This window comes from Parageobacillus sp. G301, assembly GCF_030268025.1.
GTDB classification, from domain to species: Bacteria; Bacillota; Bacilli; order Bacillales; family Anoxybacillaceae; genus Parageobacillus_B; species Parageobacillus_B toebii.
Genome location: NZ_BSDB01000001.1, coordinates 1,242,818 through 1,258,485, shown reverse-complemented (window position 1 = coordinate 1,258,485; position 15,668 = coordinate 1,242,818). Strand labels below are relative to the sequence as shown.

The following is a 15,668-nucleotide window of genomic DNA, read 5'->3' as shown; positions in this document are numbered from 1 at the left end:
GCCTTCTTCCTCTTTCCCCATACTTTTTGAAAAGACAATAGGAGGTCGACAAACAGTGGCATTTGAATTCAAGTTGCCGGATATCGGTGAAGGTATTCATGAAGGGGAAATCGTCAAATGGTTTGTCAAACCTGGCGATGAAGTAAATGAAGATGATGTATTGTGTGAAGTGCAAAACGATAAAGCGGTTGTAGAAATCCCATCCCCTGTGAAAGGTAAAGTATTAGAAATTTTAGTAGAAGAAGGAACGGTTGCAACGGTTGGCCAAACGTTAATCACATTAGATGCGCCTGGATATGAGAATATGACGTTTAAAGGCCAAGAACAAGATGAGCCAAAACAGCAGGAAAAACCGCAAGAAGTGTCGAAAGAAGAAAAGAGCGAAGTAGCAGCTAAACAAGCAGAACCGGCTAAGCAGCAGGAAGCGGATCCAAACCGTCGCGTGATCGCAATGCCTTCCGTGCGCAAATATGCCCGTGAAAAAGGGGTCGACATCCGTCTTGTTCAAGGTACAGGAAAAAATGGCCGCGTTCTAAAGAGCGATATCGATGCGTTCCTTGCCGGTGGTACGGCAGTCGAACAAAAAGAAGAAGCACCTGCAGCGAAAGCAGAAGAAAAAGCAGCGGCAGCTACTGCGGCACAACAACCAGTTGTGCTTGAAGGAGAATTCCCGGAAACTCGCGAGAAAATGAGCGGTATCCGTCGCGCGATTGCCAAAGCGATGGTCAATTCGAAACATACAGCACCACACGTTACATTAATGGACGAAGTAGATGTGACAAAACTGGTAGCGCATCGCAAAAAGTTCAAAGAAATCGCAGCGGAAAAAGGAATCAAGCTTACATTCTTACCGTATGTTGTAAAAGCTTTAACATCGGCGTTGCGTGAGTTTCCAGTTTTAAATACCTCGATTGACGATGAAACAGAAGAAGTGATTCATAAACATTACTACAACATTGGTATTGCTGCCGATACAGACAGAGGATTGCTCGTTCCTGTTATTAAACATGCGGACCGCAAGCCGATCTTTGCCCTTGCCAAAGAGATTAATGAGCTTGCAGCAAAAGCACGTGAAGGAAAATTGGCTCCACATGAAATGAAAGGTGCTTCTTGCACGATTACGAATATCGGTTCTGCTGGCGGCCAATGGTTTACTCCGGTCATCAATCATCCGGAAGTAGCTATTCTTGGCATTGGACGCATTTCCGAAAAACCAATTGTCCGCGACGGTGAAATAGTTGTTGCTCCAGTATTAGCATTATCATTAAGCTTTGACCACCGCATGATTGACGGTGCAACAGCGCAAAAAGCATTAAATCACATTAAACGTCTATTAAATGACCCAGAATTATTATTAATGGAGGCGTGAAAACGATGGTAGTTGGCGATTTTGCAATTGAAACGGAAACGCTTGTCGTCGGAGCAGGTCCTGGTGGTTATGTAGCAGCTATTCGCGCTGCACAGTTAGGACAAAAAGTAACGATTGTTGAAAAAGGAAATCTTGGCGGAGTATGCTTAAATGTTGGATGTATTCCATCCAAAGCCCTCATCTCCGCAAGCCATCGCTATGTTGAAGCGAAACATTCAGAAGACATCGGAATTAAAGCAGAAAACGTAACCGTTGATTTTTCTAAAGTGCAGCAATGGAAAGCAAGCATCGTGAAAAAATTAACGAGCGGCGTGGAAGGATTGCTAAAAGGAAACAAAGTCGAAATCGTACGCGGAGAAGCGTATTTTGTTGATGCGAATACAGTGCGTGTTATCAATGGTGATAGCGCGCAAACATATACGTTTAAAAACGCGATTATTGCAACAGGCTCTCGTCCGATCGAACTTCCTGGCTTTAAATTTTCCGATCGCGTGCTTGATTCCACAGGTGCGCTTAATTTGCAGGAAATTCCAAAATCGCTTGTCGTTATTGGCGGAGGTTATATCGGAACAGAATTAGGAACAGCGTATGCTAACTTTGGAACAAAAGTAACCATCATTGAAGGAGCAGATGAAATTTTATCTGGTTTCGAAAAACAAATGACTGCAATTGTTAAACGCCGCTTAAAGAAAAAAGGTGTAGAAATCTTTACTAACGCTCTTGCTAAGGAAGTCGAAGAGCGCCAAGACGGTGTGACAGTAACCTTTGAAGTAAAAGGCGAAACGAAAACAATTGATGCAGACTATGTGCTTGTGACGGTAGGACGTCGTCCAAATACGGATGAGCTTGGCCTAGAACAAATCGGTATTAAATTGACAGACCGCGGCTTAATTGAAATTGACAAACAATGCCGGACAAGCGTTCCAAACATTTATGCCATCGGTGATATTGTCCAAGGTCCACCGCTTGCACATAAAGCATCGTATGAAGGAAAAATCGCCGCCGAAGCGATTGCCGGAAAACCGTCTGAAATTGATTATTTAGCCCTTCCGGCTGTGGTCTTCTCCGAACCTGAATGCGCATCTGTCGGTTATTTTGAACAACAAGCGAAAGATGAAGGCATTGAGGTAGTAACGGCGAAATTCCCATTTGCGGCAAACGGCCGAGCCCTTTCTTTAAATGATACAGATGGATTTATGAAGATTGTCGCTCGTAAAGAAGATGGCGTTGTGATCGGAGCACAAATCGTTGGTCCAAACGCTTCTGACATGATTGCAGAGCTAGGTCTTGCAATTGAAGCGGGAATGACTGCAGAAGATATTGCCTTGACGATTCACGCGCATCCAACATTAGGAGAAATCGCGATGGAAACAGCGGAAGCGGTTCTCGGCACTCCAATTCATATTATCAGTAAATAATGAACGACAAAAGGATATCCTAGCTAGGATATCCTTTTCTTTCTTCTTGTCCCATTTAGAAATAATATTTTTCCTTGTCTGTTCATATTGTTATGGTAAAGGAGAAGCGAGGGATGATCGATGAAAGAGTATGTAGCATTTTTACTGCAAATGATGATTTGGAGCAGCTTTTCGCTCATTGAATGGCTATCAGGGCGCGACCGTCCGTTTTTTAAAGGGATGATGCTTTGTGTGTTTTTATATATCGCGTTTTTATTGGCTCGAAAAATCGGTTTACGCACCAGAAAAGCATTGTGGACAACGACGTTGACAGCAGCAATGTATTTTACTTGTCAACATTTTGTGTGGGAGGCGCTTCAATAGGAGGAAATAAAAAAACGACAGCTGCGTACCAACGTTTTTTAAAACGTTAGCTGGGTGCCAACGTTTTAAAAAACGATAGCTTAGTGCCACCGCTTTTTAAAACGTTAGCTAGGTGCCAACGTTTTAAAAAACGATAGCTTAGTGCTACCGTTTGTAATAATACATAATTCTGCCGTTGAATAGGTGAAGTTCCCCTTCCAATTTTTTCGCTAGAAACTTACAAAATTCGTTTGCTTTCCCTTTATCTCCGTGTGTTGCCCCATTTGGCAATGTAATTTGAATAAATGACTCTTCAGTTTCACCATTATTTGATCCAACACCGACGATAATCGTCCGATAACGGTGCCCGTCACCTTTTAAATAAAACCACTTTCCTTTCCCTTCATCTGTTTCTATAAGCTGATAAGGAAATGCAGCTTGTTGATACGCCCATCCAAGCTGTTCACCTGTTTTTTTCATCATATCTTGATAATTTTGAAACAATTGTTTTACTTCTTCTAATGTGACCGCTTTCTGTTTGGATGCCGGAACAAGCTTTATGTATGCATGTGCTGCCAATGCCATCACCTCTATTGTTAACATCCCATTTTTTTCTATTGTATCATTTTTACGTAAGAGATGCTATTGATTTTAACATATTTTAGAATTATAATAATATTCAGTATATTTATAAGGGGGGATTTTATGAATTTATTTGAAAGGCTATATGATGAGTATGAGAAAGTAAAAGTTCGGTTTGTTGGATTTACGTCAAAGGATATTCGCTATGATTTTGGGATTGTGTATACGAATATGTTTTTTGGCAAACCTCTTGTTATTTGCATGCAAACAGGCCGCTCGACCCTCCTCGATCCAAAAGATGTAGAAAACCACGAGTATTTGCAAAAAATTTTCCGCATCGATACGAAAGAGCAAGCTGCTGATTTAGCAGAGTTCTTCTCAGTTGTCCTTCCATTCTCATCGGTTCATCCTGAATATGAGTATTAAAAAGCGAGTATGGTTACTCGCTTTTTTGATGAGTAAAAATTAAATGTGACATACAAATTAAGTGTTGACAGCGTAAATGTGATATATTATTATTGAATTAGCTAATAAATATATCATCACAAAGGAGTTTTGGGGATGGGCACAATTGTATGTCAAACATGTGGTGCGACGATTGCATATTTTGAAGATGAAAAAGTGACAACGCTTTACGGAAAATGCAGTGGATGCGATTGTGACGAGGCTGAAGAAGAGGGAGAATAAAGAAAAGGTCAAACGATGGGGGAAGGTTTGGACATAGCGCGCATGTGAAAGGGGCACATGCGCGCATTTATTTTTTTAATAACAAAAAAGCGTAAGCTAACTTGCTTACGCTTTTTTAACTTTCTCCCGCTCTTAAAGGTGGGAGAAGTTCAACGGATTGGCTTATGTTCTTTAATGACACGCAATGTTTGTAACGTATCGTCCTCTGGCCCTTGCACCGGCAGACCGACTTCTAAGTTCTTTTTGATATAGTTTAAATTTTCTTCGGTAATAATTTCTCCAGGAATAAAAATCGGAATTCCTGGCGGATAAACCATAATAAATTCAGCAATAATCCGTCCTGCTGATTCTTCAAATGGGACAATTTCCGTTTCCGCGTAGAATGCATCACGCGGAGTTAACGCAAGAGTAGGGATGTCTGGCAATAATACTTTTGGTTTTACTCCTTTCGCCGCCTGATGGCGAAATTGTTCAGATAAATGGCGAAGGGCATTAACAAGCGCGTTCGTTTCCCGCTCTGTGTCGCCAGGTGTAATAATGCATAAAATGTTGTATAAATCGGATAATTCTACTTCAATGTTGTACATTTCGCGCAGCCATTTCTCGACCTCATATCCCGTTAAGCCTAGTTCTTTGACAGAGATGGTAAGCTTGGTTGGATCGTAGTCATATGTTGCTTCCGTTCCTAGAATTTCTCTTCCGACACAATAAAGATAAGGGATTTCGTTTATTTGTTGCCGAGTCTTTTCGGCAAGCTGAATAGTTTTTTCAAAATGTTCCCGTCCTTGTGTAGCAAGCCATTTGCGTGCAACATCTAAAGAGGCTAACAACAAATAAGAAGTAGATGTTGTCGTTAGCATGCTTAAAATAGCTTGTACGTGTTTTGCGGATACGAGCCCTTCACGCACGTTTAAAATAGAGCTTTGCGTTAAAGAGCCACCTAGTTTATGGACGCTTGTTGCAGCCATATCCGCTCCGGCCTGCATAGCGGAAAGCGGAAGATCTTCATGAAAATGAATATGGACACCATGCGCCTCATCAACGAGAACAGGAACGTGGTAGGAATGAGCGATTTCAACAATTTTCTTCAAATCACCAGAGATACCAAAATATGTTGGATTAATAACGAGAACACCTTTTGCATCGGGATGTTGCTTAAGTGCTTTTTCTACTGATTCCGGTGTAATTCCGTGTGAAATCCCGAGTTCCTTATCAATTTCCGGATGAATGAAAATCGGTATTGCACCAGAAAAGACAATGGCAGACATGATCGATTTATGCACGTTACGCGGAACGATGATTTTGTCGCCAGGCCCAACTACCGACATCACCATTGCCATAATGGCACCGCTTGTTCCTTGGACAGAAAAAAATGTATAATCAGCCCCAAATGCCTCAGCGGCTAACTCTTGAGCGCGCTTGATAATGCCTTTTGGGTGGTGAAGATCATCGAGAGGACCGATATTAATCAAATCCATCGATAGCGCATTTTCTCCAATAAAATCACGAAACTCAGGGTCCATCCCTGCGCCTTTTTTATGGCCAGGAATATGAAATTGAATAGGGTTTTTCTTAATATGCTCTAATAGACCAGTGAACAATGGTGTTTCAAACTGTGACAATGTTTTTTCACACCTCTTTTTGCATAAAAATAAAACAAATGCATTATAGCATTTATTTTTTTATTTGCAAAGCATTATTTAATCATTAATGAATGTGAAATTTTTTACTACACATAAATTGAGAATAAAAAAGGAAAATAGGCATGTCAACAAGAAACATAGTATATTAGATTAAAAGGAGGGATAAAAATGATTTGGAAAACAAGAGTAACGGAATTGCTTGGAATTACATATCCGATTATTCAAGGAGGACTTGCTTATTTAGCTTACTCTGATTTAGCAGCCGCGGTTTCTAACGCCGGAGGCTTAGGACAAATTACGGCGATGTCGCTGGAAAGCCCGGAGCGATTGCGCGAGGAAATTCGCAAAGTAAAAGAAAAAACAGACCGTCCTTTCGGAGTGAACTTTGCGATTGGACAACATGGTCGCCCTTTTCAACATATGCTCGAAGCCGCATTGGAAGAAGGAGTGCCAGTCGTTTCCGTCACAGGTGGAAATCCGGCCCCGTTTTTTGAACAGCTAAAAGGAACAAACGTGAAAAAACTGGTGCTGGTTGCCGCTGTTCGCCAAGCCGTAAAAGCGGAGGAGCTTGGCGCGGACGCTGTCATGGTAGTGGGTCAAGAAGGCGGTGGTCATTTGGGAAAATACGATATAGGAACGTTTGTTCTTATTCCGAAAGTAGTGGAATCTGTTTCTATCCCTGTTATTGCTTCGGGAGGCATCGGGGACGGCCGAGGGTTGATGGCGGCATTAGCGCTTGGCGCAGAAGGAATTGAAATGGGAACGAGATTTATTGCTACAAAAGAGTGTGTTCATGCCCATCCGATCTATAAAGAGATGCTTGTTAACGGCTCTGAATATGATACCGTTGTGATTAAACGCAGTTTAGGAGCACCCGGTCGTGCCATTGCCAATGAATGGACGAAAAAAATTTTAGAAATAGAAGAACAAGGCGGGACATATGAACAACTAAAAGAATATATTAGTGGGGAAGCGAATCGCCGTTTTATTTATGAAGGAAAAATAAACGAAGGTTTTGCATGGGCTGGACAAGTGATGGGATTAATTAAAGATGTGCCAACAGTGGCAGAATTGTTTGAGCGAATGATTAACGAGGCGGAACAAATCCGGCGCAGATGGGCAAACTAATGCTGGAGGTGTCGGTGATGAATTATTCGTACCCGTTTTCTTACGACTGGTCGACGCAAGAAATTATTGATGTTATCAAATTTTTCGAAGCGATTGAAACTGTTTACGAAAAAGGAATGGAACGAGAAAAGCTTATGAACATTTATCGTCGCTTTAAAGAAATTGTTCCGAGTAAAAGTGAAGAAAAAAAACTATGTGATGAATTTGAACAAGCAGGCGGATATTCGTCCTATCGCGTCATGAAAAAAGCAAAAGAAGCACAAAACGGTGATTGGATTAAAATGGGATAACAAGTAGACGAATACACAAATTTGTTGCATACCCCCCTTTTCTAACATAATATATATAAAACAAAATAAGTATCAGAAAATTCAGGTATTTATATGACGGTTTTTCGGGGATTATATGGAAAGGGGTGCCCATGCTCATGAAAAGAACAATGAATTCTGTAAAGCGTGCGGACGGGGATAAGCGAATAGCGGTATTACGTCTTGAATTAGATTATGAATTAGCGACTCTTTATGAGGCGATGATGGAAAACGATGAAGAAAAGAAAAAAGAGTGTAAACGGAGATTAGAAAAGTTACGCCAAGAGTTAATGCGCCTTCAAGTATAACAGAACATTCAAGGCGAACCACACCAACGGTTCGTTTTTTTCTTGAGCGATATAGGCATCTCTTTTTCTTTACGGGGGATTCCGATGTATTATATGCTAATTACATACGCTGCAGAAATCAGGAGGATGAATATGCAGGAAAAATGGAAAGAAATAGATGAGTGTATCCGACAATGGATAAAGGAAGCGGGAACAAGAATTCTCGCTACATTTGAAAAAAAGTTGACGATCGAAACAAAATCACATCGAAATGATTTAGTGACGAATGTGGACCGCGAAATAGAGCAATTTTTTATTGAAAAAATAAGAAAAACGTTTCCCGGCCATCACGTGTTAGGCGAAGAGGGATTCGGTGATGAAATTGCAACGCTTCAAGGGATTGTTTGGATTATCGATCCGATTGATGGTACGATGAATTTTATTCATCAAAAACGAAACTTTGCCATTTCAATTGGAGTTTTTGAAAATGGGGTAGGAGTTCTCGGGTATGTATACGATGTTGTGCATGATGAACTATATGCGGCGAGAAAAGGAGAAGGAGCTTTTCTTAATGATCAACCGCTGGCGCGTTTAGAGCCGGTATCTGTTTCCGAAGCCATTATTTCCTTAAATGCAACGTGGATAACTGAAAATAAACGAATTGATCCAAATGTATTAGCTCCGCTTGTAAAAGATGCGAGGGGAACGCGTTCGTACGGATCGGCTGCGTTAGAAATGGCATACGTTGCAGCGGGGCGTTTAGATGCATATATTACGATGAGGTTGTCGCCGTGGGATTTTGCCGGCGGACTTGTGCTTGTTCAAGAAGTTGGTGGCATCGTGACAAATTTATACGGCGAGCCGCTTAATTTGCTTACAACAAACTCTGTATTTGTTTCAAAGCCAGGATTGCATGAAGAAATTTTACAAAAATATATACGTCGCTGAAAACGGGACAAATCATTCGGTTGTCCCGTTTTTAAAGCATTCCTTTTTCCCGCATTCGTTTTTTTCGGGCAAATCCGATGCCGATAATAATGAACAAAGCGATAATTGAAATAATAATACCAATCATACTTTGTTCCGCAATAAAAATGCCGATGGCCATGATTGCTATTACTGCAAATATAGCCAATAGAAACGATACAGGCTGAAATTGTTTCATCCCAATCCCCTCTTTCATATTGTTTATCGGTTTTTCTTTAGTCTACACGAAAACATACCGCTTTTCTATCCTCTTTATGATATAATAAACGAGCAATTTACGTATAGGAGTGACTAACATTGACAAGAAGAGAAGATCTTCGTAATATTGCCATTATTGCTCACGTTGATCATGGTAAAACAACGTTAGTCGATCAATTGCTGCGTCAATCGGGAACGTTTCGTGCCAATGAACATGTCGAGGAACGCGCATTAGATCGAAACGATTTAGAAAGAGAACGCGGGATTACCATTTTAGCCAAAAATACAGCGATTCGTTATAAAGGAATGCGCATTAATATTTTAGATACTCCAGGACATGCCGATTTCGGCGGGGAAGTAGAACGAATTATGCGGCTTGTGGATGGTGTTTTGCTTGTCGTTGACGCGTATGAGGGGTGTATGCCGCAAACGCGCTTTGTGCTGAAAAAGGCGCTCGAACAACAGCTTACTCCCATTGTCGTTATCAATAAAATTGACCGGGAGTTTGCGCGACCAGAGGAAGTGGTCGATGAAGTCATCGATTTATTTATCGAATTAGGCGCGTCGGAAGATCAGCTTGAGTTTCCGGTTGTATACACGTCAGCATTAAACGGTACGGCAAGTTTGGACCCTCACAAACAAGAAGCGGATATGACCGCATTGTTCGAAACGATTATTAAGCATATTCCTGCGCCGATTGATAATCGGGAAGAACCGTTGCAATTTCAAGTGGCGTTGCTTGATTACAATGAGTACGTTGGGCGCATCGGAATTGGCCGTATCTTTCGCGGCACGATGAAAGTCGGACAACAAGTAGCGCTGATGAAACTAGATGGTTCTGTCAAAACGTTTCGTGTAACAAAATTATTTGGGTTTATCGGCTTAAAGCGGATCGAAATCACGGAAGCAGAAGCAGGAGATATTGTTGCAGTGGCGGGAATGGAAGACATTAACGTCGGGGAAACGGTATGTCCATTGGATCATCAGGAAGCGTTGCCGCCGCTTCGCATTGATGAACCAACATTGAAAATGACGTTTTTAGTCAATAATAGCCCATTTGCCGGACGCGAAGGAAAATATGTGACGGCAAGAAAGTTGGAAGAACGCCTGCGCACTCAATTGGAGACGGACGTAAGCTTGCGGGTGGAAAACACTGATTCTCCTGATGCGTGGATTGTTTCTGGACGAGGAGAGCTTCATTTATCGATCTTAATCGAAAATTTGCGGCGGGAAGGTTATGAACTGCAAGTATCTAAGCCGGAAGTCATTATGAAAGAAATCGACGGAGTGCTTTGTGAGCCGGTCGAACGAGTAATCATTGATATTCCTGAAGAATATACCGGGGCAATCATGGAATCGATCGGTATGCGCAAAGGCGAGCTGATGGATATGGTCCATAACGAAAATGGACAAGTTCGTCTCATCTTTATGGTGCCTTCGCGCGGTTTAATCGGCTATCGAACAGAATTTATGTCATTGACACGCGGATACGGAATTTTAAACCATTCATTTGACCATTATGCGCCGGCACAAAGAGGACAGGTAGGCGGCCGCCGTCAAGGGGTGTTAATTTCCATGGAGACAGGAAAAGCGACGGCATATGGAATTATGCAAGTGGAAGACCGCGGTACCATTTTTGTGGAGCCTGGAACCGAAGTGTACGAAGGAATGATTGTTGGCGAGCATACGCGCGAAAACGATTTAGTCGTCAACATTTGTAAAGAAAAACATGTAACAAACATCCGTTCTTCGACAAAAGAGCAAACCGTTACGATGAAAAAGCCGCGTTTGATGACGCTGGAAGAAGCGTTGGAATACTTAAATGATGATGAGTATTGTGAAGTGACACCAAAGTCCATTCGCCTGCGCAAAAAAATATTGAACAAAAGCGAGCGAGAAAAAATGGAAAAGAAAAAGAAAGCCGCTAAGCAGGCGAAATAGGGGGGAAGATGGTGAACGTTATAGAGCGCCTTACCTTTTTTGCTTCGTTATATAAAGTGCATACAAATCCAGAACAAGGAATGTGGCTTCTTTATATTACCATATTCATTTTATCGCTTATTGTTTATCGCCTTGGTTTTGCGAAAAAACTGCCATTGTTGAAAAATGTCATTATTTATGTGCTGTTAGCATTAGGCTGTACGATTTTAACGTTTTTTGCGGTATTTTTACCTGTCGCAGAAGGGTTGGTCGTTGCGGCTCTTGTATTAGTGATTTATAAAATTCGTCTATATCAATCGAAAAAGCATGAGGTAAATGAACAAAAATAAGGCGGTGGAACCATGAAGTCGCTGCAAGATGCTCTTTATAATTGGTTAACTATTTATATCGTGGCCGAAGCGCGTCCAGATGATATAGCAGCGCAAGAAACCGCCGCCTTTTTTAGGAAAATATTAAAGCACGATTTTAACATAACAAAGGTGGAAGTAAAAAAAGAAGATATGTATATCGTCGCGTATGAGAGAGACGGAGAGCAAAAATCAGCTCGTTTTCCAATGGAATTGATTGAGGCGATGCTTAAGCAAATAGAAGAAGCGCCTGAAAAATATCGCAATTATCCTTCCTAAAAAACGCCGGGTGATTACCCCCGGCGTTTTTTATCGATTTACGCAAAGTTTTTTACCATTCATCGTTTGGCAGTTTCGAGCGATATATACGAAATTTTCCGGTTGCTAGGCGCGCCTTTGTTTTTTCGGCAATCCGATGATAACATTCCTCGCACATATATGTGTGAATAGGACGGTTGCGCAGCCGTTTTGCAAGCAATGATTCATCGTCGATCGTATCAATTCGGTCGCAAAGAACACATTTGACTCTCATTGTACACCTCGTCGCTTTATTCAATCTTTTTTTTATTATATCATGAATCTGAAAGGTTTTTTACTTTTCCGTTTTAATGTATGATAAACGGAGAATAGTCTTAGGAGGGATGATCATGCCAAATAAAGTTGAACCTGCATTAACGGAACCGTTATTTCAAGCGTTACAAAAAGAACGTTTTGTAACTATAGCGACTATCGACCATGAAACGGGAGGGCCAAATGTCAGCGCGATTTCATGGATTTACGCCCCTAACGAAGAGCATATTTATTTTGCTGTCGACAATCGTTCCCGTATTATCCAAAACATTCGTAATAATCCGTCTATTGTTGTGAATATTATCGCTAACGAATCAACCTACTCGATTAGCGGGAAAGCGCATATTAAAGCAGAGAAAATAGAGGGCGTTCCGCTTAAGCTGGCATTAGTGGATATTACTATTAGTGAAGTGCGTGATGTTATGTTTTACGGTTCCAAAATTGTAGAAGAACCAAAATATGAAAAGACGTACGATGCGCAAGCAGCAGCTAAACTGGACAATCAAGTAATGACCGCTCTTCGCAATGCATAAATAAGGAGCTTAGCTAATTGCGGCTAAGCTTCCTTGCTTACTTATTTATTTAAATATTCGTTGGACTGTTTTTCTTGACGGTTATTAAGCTGCTCTTCCTCTCGCTTATTTAATTGCGAATCATTTTGTTCGGTTGGTTCCGGTGGCGTTGTTTCAAACAAATCGCTCGGAACTTCCGGCATGACGCGTCCGACGATATCCGCGATTTCGTTCATAAATGCTTGAACAGGCCGCCCATTATCAACTTGATTGACAATATTTTTTAACCGAGTGTATAAATCGGGGTCGGCAATGATGATTGAATTTGCTCCATATGGATCTTTTTGCAACGTTTCTGCGACAGAATATTTAATTGTGCCGACACGTGAAGCGTCGATATTTGCATCAATATCAATACCAACGATCGCGTATTTTCCGACAACAAGAGCGGTAGCATCGTTTACGTTTGGAACGCGCTTAGCTAAATTCGCTAGACGATGGGCAATTTCTTGTCCGGATTTATTCGTTACTTTTTCATCGACCGTATTTCTTACACGGACAAGTGAGCGGTCCGCATCGCGCCCCTCTTCGTTATTTCCTATATTGCATCCACTTAATAAACCAATACATATCGCTATAAGCAAATATCGTCTCCAGTTCATTCCTTTTACACCTCTATCGTAATTTTTATTTTATTTTGCAATCATTCTTCTATCTTTATACATTTCCTCATATCTTATATAACAACGATCCCGTCCAAACATCATAAACCAAAAAAATGTAAAATAGGGGGCGTGGAATTTTGGGAGAAAAAATATATGTGTTAGATACGAATGTCCTATTACAAGATCCATATTCCATCTTCTCGTTTGAAGATAACGAAGTTGTCATTCCAGCGGTTGTGTTAGAAGAAGTCGATTCGAAAAAGCGATATATGGATGAAGTAGGGAGAAACGCGCGGCAAGTATCCAAGCTTATCGATCGTCTTCGTGAAAATGGAAAACTACATGAAAAAATCCCACTTGAAAACGGCGGAGTATTGCGCATCGAATTAAATCATCGTTCATTTCATCAGTTGCAAGAAATTTTCGTTGAAAAAACGAATGATAATCGCATTTTGGCAGTTGCCAAAAATTTATCGCTCGAAGAACAAGCAAAGGAAAACGGCCGTTCCGTTATTTTAGTAAGCAAGGATGCGCTTGTCCGTGTGAAGGCGGATGCAATTGGGCTGCAAGCAGAGGACTTTTTAAGCGACCGTGTCGTCGATATTGACCATATTTACACTGGTTTTCTCGAACTATACATAGGGACCGAGCATTTGCAGCGCTTTTATGAAAAGGGAGAACTCGTTTTAGCGGATATTGCCAATCATCCATTTTACCCAAATCAATTTATTATCATGAAAGATGCTTTTGGCGGCTCCGCTTCCGCACTCGGTATTGTCGACCATAGCGGCAAAAAAGTCCAAAAACTTTTGTTTCACCATGAACATATATGGGGAATTCGCCCGCGCAACGTACAACAGACGATGGCGTTTGAACTGCTTATGCGTGATGATATTCAGCTTGTGACATTGATTGGCAAAGCAGGAACAGGAAAAACACTTCTTGCTCTTGCCGCAGGACTAATGCAGACGGAAGATTTACGTACGTATAAAAAGCTGCTCGTTGCGAGGCCAATCGTTCCGATGGGGAAAGATATTGGTTTTTTGCCTGGGGAAAAAGAAGAAAAATTGCGTCCGTGGATGCAACCTATTTTTGATAATTTGGAGTATTTGTTTAATACAAAAAAAACGGGGGAGTTGGATGCGATTTTAGCAGGAATGAGCTCGATTGAAGTAGAAGCGCTCACATATATACGCGGACGCAGCCTGCCGGAGCAGTTTATCATCATTGATGAGGCGCAAAATTTAACGAAACATGAAGTAAAAACAATTTTAACGCGCGTTGGTGAGAAAAGCAAAATCATTTTAATGGGAGATCCGGAACAGATTGATCATCCATATTTAGACGAATATAATAATGGATTGACATATGTCGTTGAAAAATTTAAAGATCAAAAAATTGCCGGGCATGTCCGCCTTGTAAAAGGAGAGCGTTCCGCATTAGCGCAGCTTGCGGCTGATTTATTGTAAAAAAAAAAGCTGGATGCCCCATCAGTTGGGACATCCAGCGTTAGCGGACAATGAAGCGGCGTACATGAGTAATTGGAGTTTCGCGATTGGAACCGTCGCCAAAATAAAAGTGAACTGGACCATCTTCTCTTAATGGCTTTCCATCTTTGGAAAAGCCGAGAATCGCCTTATAAGCTTGTTCGAGCGGGACGGTTACTTCATTATGTTCAGTCACAATGGTCAGTTCCTTTGCATCCGGGAGCGGTTCAGCATTCCGCAAAAATGGAGCAAGCGGCATTGCAAATGTTCCTGTAATAATTTTTTCTTTCAAGTAGCGTTTTTCTGTTTTCAATGTTGGTGGAAAAACGGCGCCTTCTTGAATTTCCCGGTCCCAAAAAGCAGATAGTTTTTTGATTTCCTCTTCTTCTTCCTGTTGCTCGTTTTGAAGTTGTTCATGAGATGGTTTCAAAAAATATGCGTTCAAATCTATTTTGCGATCATCAAAAATCCATACCCCAGGGTCGAGTGTGATCGTAAATTTTACATTCCCTGTTATCAGAATAATATCGCTCATTTTCCATCCTCTCCTCTACATCAGCTGCTGTTTTTAGTATAATGGTTAATGGACAGTTTGTCATGCGTTAGATGTGTAGATGCGTCTTCTTTTTCCGGCAAAGTCTGGTGGCTGTTGCACAAGTCAATACAGTTTCATTTTTATATCAATTCGCTTGTTGTTATAAGCGCTGACAAGTGTTTCAACTTGCAAAATTGTGTATTTCACGTTAAGATTTAAAGAAGGATTAGGGAGAACGGAGGGATGGATGTGACCGACGATGCAATTAACTATCGCGAAAAAGCGTACGCGCTTCTTCAAGCAGACGCCGATAAAATTGTAAAACTCATTCAAGTACAAATGGATAACTTGACAATGCCGCAATGCCCACTCTATGAAGAAGTACTTGATACGCAAATGTTTGGTTTATCGCGGGAGATTGATTTTGCGGTTCGCCTCGGGCTTGTGGATGAGAAGGAAGGGAAGGGGCTGCTTGACCGGTTAGAGCGGGAACTTTCGGCACTTCATGAGGCTGTAACAAAAAAGCGCGTACGATAAAAATAAATGCTAACTCAAACGGTTGAAAGATGCAATCGTTTGAGTTTTTCTGTTTTTTAGAAGGAAAACAATGTTTGAATACGAATCATTTTAATATAATAACTATTCATCATGATTAAACATCT

Annotated in this window: 21 protein-coding genes; 15 read left to right on the top strand and 6 right to left on the bottom strand. The window is 41.2% G+C overall.

All coding sequences use genetic code 11. The annotated features are described in order from the left end of the window. The first annotated feature begins 55 nt into the window (after positions 1 to 55). From QSJ37_RS06370 to QSJ37_RS06360, 3 genes are all read left to right on the top strand, one after another. Complete coding sequence (locus QSJ37_RS06370; protein ID WP_285754386.1) at positions 56 to 1,369, top strand: dihydrolipoamide acetyltransferase family protein; 1,314 nt, start codon at positions 56 to 58, stop codon at positions 1,367 to 1,369. A gap of 5 nt (positions 1,370 to 1,374) precedes the next feature. Beyond that, positions 1,375 to 2,787, top strand: a complete 1,413-nt coding sequence (gene lpdA, locus QSJ37_RS06365) for a dihydrolipoyl dehydrogenase (RefSeq protein WP_285754385.1) — start codon at positions 1,375 to 1,377, stop codon at positions 2,785 to 2,787. 120 nt (positions 2,788 to 2,907) lie between these two features. Further along, the gene (locus QSJ37_RS06360; protein ID WP_285754384.1) at positions 2,908 to 3,150 is read left to right on the top strand and encodes a hypothetical protein; all 243 of its coding nucleotides are present in this window, start codon (positions 2,908 to 2,910) and stop codon (positions 3,148 to 3,150) included. Between the two features lie 144 nt (positions 3,151 to 3,294). Here QSJ37_RS06360 and QSJ37_RS06355 read toward each other — a convergent pair whose 3' ends face one another. Continuing rightward, positions 3,295 to 3,708 carry a DUF1885 family protein gene (locus QSJ37_RS06355; RefSeq protein WP_285754383.1) on the bottom strand — a complete coding sequence of 138 codons (414 nt, stop codon included), beginning with the start codon at positions 3,706 to 3,708 and terminating at the stop codon, positions 3,295 to 3,297. A 126-nt stretch (positions 3,709 to 3,834) separates the two neighbouring features. Here QSJ37_RS06355 and QSJ37_RS06350 point away from each other — a divergent pair, with 126 nt between their 5' ends. After that, the gene (locus tag QSJ37_RS06350; RefSeq protein ID WP_015863301.1) at positions 3,835 to 4,137 is read left to right on the top strand and encodes a DUF3055 domain-containing protein; all 303 of its coding nucleotides are present in this window, start codon (positions 3,835 to 3,837) and stop codon (positions 4,135 to 4,137) included. Positions 4,138 to 4,272: 135 nt separating this feature from the next. Further along, positions 4,273 to 4,398 carry a GapA-binding peptide SR1P gene (locus QSJ37_RS06345; RefSeq protein WP_285754382.1) on the top strand — a complete coding sequence of 42 codons (126 nt, stop codon included), beginning with the start codon at positions 4,273 to 4,275 and terminating at the stop codon, positions 4,396 to 4,398. Positions 4,399 to 4,547: 149 nt separating this feature from the next. On the opposite strand, the gene QSJ37_RS06340 is transcribed toward QSJ37_RS06345, so the two are convergent. Continuing rightward, positions 4,548 to 6,020: an aminotransferase class I/II-fold pyridoxal phosphate-dependent enzyme gene (locus QSJ37_RS06340; protein WP_285754381.1), complete on the bottom strand. Its 1,473-nt coding sequence runs from the start codon at positions 6,018 to 6,020 to the stop codon at positions 4,548 to 4,550. Between the two features lie 189 nt (positions 6,021 to 6,209). Here QSJ37_RS06340 and QSJ37_RS06335 point away from each other — a divergent pair, with 189 nt between their 5' ends. The 4 genes from QSJ37_RS06335 (at position 6,210) to QSJ37_RS06320 (ending at position 8,712) form a co-directional block, all read left to right on the top strand. Beyond that, positions 6,210 to 7,169: an NAD(P)H-dependent flavin oxidoreductase gene (locus QSJ37_RS06335; protein WP_285754380.1), complete on the top strand. Its 960-nt coding sequence runs from the start codon at positions 6,210 to 6,212 to the stop codon at positions 7,167 to 7,169. A 17-nt stretch (positions 7,170 to 7,186) separates the two neighbouring features. Beyond that, on the top strand, positions 7,187 to 7,459 hold the full coding sequence (locus tag QSJ37_RS06330) for a UPF0223 family protein (protein ID WP_285754379.1): 273 nt from the start codon (positions 7,187 to 7,189) through the stop codon (positions 7,457 to 7,459). A 137-nt stretch (positions 7,460 to 7,596) separates the two neighbouring features. After that, on the top strand, positions 7,597 to 7,785 hold the full coding sequence (locus QSJ37_RS06325) for a hypothetical protein (protein WP_062678296.1): 189 nt from the start codon (positions 7,597 to 7,599) through the stop codon (positions 7,783 to 7,785). Between the two features lie 132 nt (positions 7,786 to 7,917). Continuing rightward, the gene (locus QSJ37_RS06320) at positions 7,918 to 8,712 is read left to right on the top strand and encodes an inositol monophosphatase family protein (protein ID WP_285754378.1); all 795 of its coding nucleotides are present in this window, start codon (positions 7,918 to 7,920) and stop codon (positions 8,710 to 8,712) included. Between the two features lie 31 nt (positions 8,713 to 8,743). Here the strand turns inward: QSJ37_RS06320 and QSJ37_RS06315 are convergent, their stop codons facing one another. Further along, complete coding sequence (locus QSJ37_RS06315; RefSeq protein WP_015863308.1) at positions 8,744 to 8,929, bottom strand: DUF5325 family protein; 186 nt, start codon at positions 8,927 to 8,929, stop codon at positions 8,744 to 8,746. A 119-nt stretch (positions 8,930 to 9,048) separates the two neighbouring features. On the opposite strand from QSJ37_RS06315, the gene typA reads away from it, so the two are divergent. Genes typA through QSJ37_RS06300 form a run of 3 tightly spaced genes read left to right on the top strand, consistent with a single transcriptional unit; the run spans position 9,049 to position 11,516 of the window. Beyond that, positions 9,049 to 10,890, top strand: coding sequence for a translational GTPase TypA (gene typA / locus QSJ37_RS06310; protein ID WP_285754377.1), 1,842 nt, complete (start codon positions 9,049 to 9,051; stop codon positions 10,888 to 10,890). 11 nt (positions 10,891 to 10,901) lie between these two features. After that, entirely contained in the window at positions 10,902 to 11,219 is a 318-nt protein-coding gene (locus QSJ37_RS06305) for a YlaH-like family protein (RefSeq protein ID WP_285754774.1), read from the top strand. A gap of 12 nt (positions 11,220 to 11,231) precedes the next feature. After that, complete coding sequence (locus tag QSJ37_RS06300) at positions 11,232 to 11,516, top strand: hypothetical protein (RefSeq protein WP_285754376.1); 285 nt, start codon at positions 11,232 to 11,234, stop codon at positions 11,514 to 11,516. 52 nt (positions 11,517 to 11,568) lie between these two features. Here the strand turns inward: QSJ37_RS06300 and QSJ37_RS06295 are convergent, their stop codons facing one another. Continuing rightward, complete coding sequence (locus QSJ37_RS06295; RefSeq protein WP_015863312.1) at positions 11,569 to 11,769, bottom strand: YlaI family protein; 201 nt, start codon at positions 11,767 to 11,769, stop codon at positions 11,569 to 11,571. Between the two features lie 115 nt (positions 11,770 to 11,884). Between QSJ37_RS06295 and QSJ37_RS06290 the strand changes: the two genes are divergently transcribed. Beyond that, positions 11,885 to 12,340, top strand: coding sequence for a pyridoxamine 5'-phosphate oxidase family protein (locus QSJ37_RS06290; protein WP_015863313.1), 456 nt, complete (start codon positions 11,885 to 11,887; stop codon positions 12,338 to 12,340). A gap of 41 nt (positions 12,341 to 12,381) precedes the next feature. Here the strand turns inward: QSJ37_RS06290 and QSJ37_RS06285 are convergent, their stop codons facing one another. Next, positions 12,382 to 12,981, bottom strand: coding sequence for a YhcN/YlaJ family sporulation lipoprotein (locus tag QSJ37_RS06285; protein ID WP_285754375.1), 600 nt, complete (start codon positions 12,979 to 12,981; stop codon positions 12,382 to 12,384). 140 nt (positions 12,982 to 13,121) lie between these two features. Here QSJ37_RS06285 and QSJ37_RS06280 point away from each other — a divergent pair, with 140 nt between their 5' ends. Then, complete coding sequence (locus QSJ37_RS06280) at positions 13,122 to 14,453, top strand: PhoH family protein (RefSeq protein ID WP_285754374.1); 1,332 nt, start codon at positions 13,122 to 13,124, stop codon at positions 14,451 to 14,453. 40 nt (positions 14,454 to 14,493) lie between these two features. Here the strand turns inward: QSJ37_RS06280 and QSJ37_RS06275 are convergent, their stop codons facing one another. Further along, entirely contained in the window at positions 14,494 to 15,006 is a 513-nt protein-coding gene (locus QSJ37_RS06275; RefSeq protein WP_285754373.1) for a peptidyl-prolyl cis-trans isomerase, read from the bottom strand. 243 nt (positions 15,007 to 15,249) lie between these two features. Here QSJ37_RS06275 and QSJ37_RS06270 point away from each other — a divergent pair, with 243 nt between their 5' ends. After that, complete coding sequence (locus QSJ37_RS06270; protein ID WP_483313581.1) at positions 15,250 to 15,543, top strand: Fpa/YlaN family protein; 294 nt, start codon at positions 15,250 to 15,252, stop codon at positions 15,541 to 15,543. Positions 15,544 to 15,668: the final 125 nt, after the last annotated feature.

Bases quoted from the DNA above. Each gene is read 5' to 3' on its own strand.
- QSJ37_RS06320 (WP_285754378.1), top strand. From the start codon at position 7,918: ATGCAGGAAAAATGGAAAGAAATAGATGAGTGTATCCGACAATGGATA.
- QSJ37_RS06290 (WP_015863313.1), top strand. From the start codon at position 11,885: ATGCCAAATAAAGTTGAACCTGCATTAACGGAACCGTTATTTCAAGCG.
- QSJ37_RS06295 (WP_015863312.1), bottom strand. From the start codon at position 11,769: ATGAGAGTCAAATGTGTTCTTTGCGACCGAATTGATACGATCGACGAT.
- QSJ37_RS06360 (WP_285754384.1), top strand. From the start codon at position 2,908: ATGAAAGAGTATGTAGCATTTTTACTGCAAATGATGATTTGGAGCAGC.
- QSJ37_RS06300 (WP_285754376.1), top strand. From the start codon at position 11,232: ATGAAGTCGCTGCAAGATGCTCTTTATAATTGGTTAACTATTTATATC.
- QSJ37_RS06285 (WP_285754375.1), bottom strand. From the start codon at position 12,981: ATGAACTGGAGACGATATTTGCTTATAGCGATATGTATTGGTTTATTA.
- QSJ37_RS06275 (WP_285754373.1), bottom strand. From the start codon at position 15,006: ATGAGCGATATTATTCTGATAACAGGGAATGTAAAATTTACGATCACA.
- QSJ37_RS06270 (WP_483313581.1), top strand. From the start codon at position 15,250: ATGGATGTGACCGACGATGCAATTAACTATCGCGAAAAAGCGTACGCG.
- QSJ37_RS06335 (WP_285754380.1), top strand. From the start codon at position 6,210: ATGATTTGGAAAACAAGAGTAACGGAATTGCTTGGAATTACATATCCG.
- QSJ37_RS06325 (WP_062678296.1), top strand. From the start codon at position 7,597: ATGAAAAGAACAATGAATTCTGTAAAGCGTGCGGACGGGGATAAGCGA.
- QSJ37_RS06350 (WP_015863301.1), top strand. From the start codon at position 3,835: ATGAATTTATTTGAAAGGCTATATGATGAGTATGAGAAAGTAAAAGTT.
- QSJ37_RS06345 (WP_285754382.1), top strand. From the start codon at position 4,273: ATGGGCACAATTGTATGTCAAACATGTGGTGCGACGATTGCATATTTT.
- QSJ37_RS06330 (WP_285754379.1), top strand. From the start codon at position 7,187: ATGAATTATTCGTACCCGTTTTCTTACGACTGGTCGACGCAAGAAATT.
- lpdA (WP_285754385.1), top strand. From the start codon at position 1,375: ATGGTAGTTGGCGATTTTGCAATTGAAACGGAAACGCTTGTCGTCGGA.
- QSJ37_RS06315 (WP_015863308.1), bottom strand. From the start codon at position 8,929: ATGAAACAATTTCAGCCTGTATCGTTTCTATTGGCTATATTTGCAGTA.